The organism is Shigella sp. FC1967, from assembly GCF_001743005.1.
In the GTDB taxonomy this organism is placed as follows: Bacteria; Pseudomonadota; Gammaproteobacteria; order Enterobacterales; family Enterobacteriaceae; genus Proteus.
Genome location: NZ_MIIZ01000886.1, coordinates 1 through 2,195 on the forward strand (window position 1 = coordinate 1; position 2,195 = coordinate 2,195).

General features: G+C 38.5%; 3 protein-coding genes and 1 pseudogene. 1 reads left to right on the forward strand and 3 read right to left on the reverse strand.

The window, feature by feature from the left end:
* Positions 1–506, forward strand: a pseudogene (gene fdhD, locus BHE89_RS15220) (formate dehydrogenase accessory sulfurtransferase FdhD); the annotation flags it as partial.
* Here fdhD and BHE89_RS15225 read toward each other — a convergent pair.
* The 3 genes from BHE89_RS15225 to BHE89_RS26025 form a co-directional block, all read right to left on the reverse strand.
* Positions 503–1,252, reverse strand: a complete 750-nt coding sequence (locus BHE89_RS15225) for a GNAT family N-acetyltransferase (protein ID WP_260664843.1) — start codon at positions 1,250–1,252, stop codon at positions 503–505. The pseudogene fdhD and the gene BHE89_RS15225 sit on opposite strands and share 4 nt — an antisense overlap.
* A gap of 50 nt (positions 1,253–1,302) precedes the next feature.
* Entirely contained in the window at positions 1,303–1,533 is a 231-nt protein-coding gene (locus BHE89_RS26020; RefSeq protein ID WP_286146198.1) for an ATP-grasp fold amidoligase family protein, read from the reverse strand.
* Between the two features lie 65 nt (positions 1,534–1,598).
* Entirely contained in the window at positions 1,599–1,898 is a 300-nt protein-coding gene (locus BHE89_RS26025) for an ATP-grasp fold amidoligase family protein (RefSeq protein WP_286146197.1), read from the reverse strand.
* Positions 1,899–2,195: the final 297 nt, after the last annotated feature.

Genomic DNA, 2,195 nt, shown 5'->3' on the forward strand with positions numbered 1-2,195 from the left:
AAAGAGCGCCGCCGCAATATGGCAGGGCGTACAGGCTGTGGTATTTGTGGAACTGAACAACTAGAAGAGATTTTCCGACCTATTACACCGTTACCTTTTTACACAAACGTTTTTCACTGTCAAATCTTGATAAAGCCTTAGCGCAAATGACAACGGTTCAAGAAATCGGTGAGCTAACGGGGTGTACACATGCTGCGGTTTGGTTGTCACCAGAAGGTGAAATGCAAGGAGGATGCGAAGACGTTGGTCGTCATGTTGCGCTTGATAAACTTTTAGGTATGAAAGCACAAGAAAAATGGCATGAAGGCGCGGTATTAGTTTCAAGCCGAGCAAGCTATGAAATGGTACAAAAAGCGGCGATGTGTGGCACAGAAATTTTATTTGCTGTTTCTGCCGCAACCTCTTTAGCTGTTGAAGTTGCTAATAAATATAATGTTACGCTGGTGGGTTTTTGTCGTCGCGGAAGAGCAACGATATTTACTCATCCACAACGACTGACAGACTAATTAATATCGTGGAACATCCACAAGTTAGGCTCAAGATAAGTGCCAGATTGGTGTTGAATATCAATACTAACCGGTGCAAGCCCCATAGGAATGGCATAATCACCACTCGTGGGAAACCGTAAAGAAGTCCATTGTTCCCATGTTTCTTTTGGCGCTTCTATTTTCATAGACTGTGGGGCTATTTTAATAATCGTCGCACCTAAACGCCAATGTGTGCGTATCCAAGGATCAAAGGGTTCATTGTTATCATTTTTCCACTGGCAATACTCTTCAAAAGAGTGCAGAGGATAGCGGTGCTTTAATGTCGGTCTAACAGGGACGACAACACCAAGATAACCTTGATCTTTAGCGTAAGCTTTTAGGGTTTTAATTAAACGTTGCGGAATTCCTTGGCCACGATAACGGCTATCAACGGTGACTGACAATGCTGAAATAAGTTGGCATGGGCACTGTTTTTCATCTGCTTGCATACCTAATTCAAATACACAATCCCAGCCATTATCAGGAAGTGCATTAAAACTGTTATGTTTCCAAGGGAAAGCGACAGCGTTTATCACACCAATGACTTCTTCTTGATCATTTTCTTTTAATACGGCGAGAAATTGGTAATGAGAAAAAGGAGGTGCGTATAAGCGATCCCAATAGCTTTCATTAACAGAGGTTCCCATCATAAAAGCGGGCCAATGATCAGCAATCATTTTTTCTGCTTTTTCGAGTAAATCAGTACGAGACTGAAAACTCGTCATTACGATATTCTTCATAGTGAATTAATTTATTAGTAAACGTAGTAAGCGGATTATGACCACAATGCCCCTAATTTGTAATCCCACTCTTTAGGTTTGATCGGGATACGCCCTGCATTTGGGGTAAAGGTGATTTCACTAAAGATAAGCTTGTTTTCAGACATTAAAAAGTCAACTCGGCAATAATTAAAGTCATTTGCCATTTTAGCGGCTAATTGCAACATATTTTCAAATTGAGTTGGTTTTTCAACAGGTTCTGGGGTATTGGGAGCTTCTAATGTAATGGGTTGTAACTGCCAAGTTGTGTCATATACATTTTATATACTCATTCCCTTTGGTATCAGAAATATCAATTTTCAGCGTAATGCGGCTGACCATTAAAGCAATGAAGACGACAAGTCGTTGGTATCATTGGATTGTGTGTATCAAATAAATCAATATATTCTTCACAGATGATTTGAGCTTTGATGTTTTTATAATGCCATTCACGAGTGATGGGATAGAGATTACGTTTTAAATGAAATTGAAGCTTTTTCTTTGCTTTTTCAAAATCAAAAGTGGATTTATCAAGGCATATAAGGGTACTACCACTATCGTGATTACATTTAAGTACAAAAACGTGAAGGGAGCTGAGTGATATCGATTTCATCGGGATGAGAATAGGTATTAATGAGAGGCACCAGATAGTGCGGGCCAATTTTTTCTATCACATATTCTCTTACTTTGATTTTATCGGCTAAGCGCGTATAAATTGGATTTCGATCGAATAGCATACGAGCATTAATTTTTTTCATTAAGTGATGTCGGTATTTTAAAGTTGGGCTGATAACCTAAGTTACGAATAAACTTATTCTTTAAATACACACGATCAGGTAATGCGATAGTTCGAAATTGCTTGAAATAATATTCTATGATTTTCATAAACTAATGATTATTTAAAATAGAT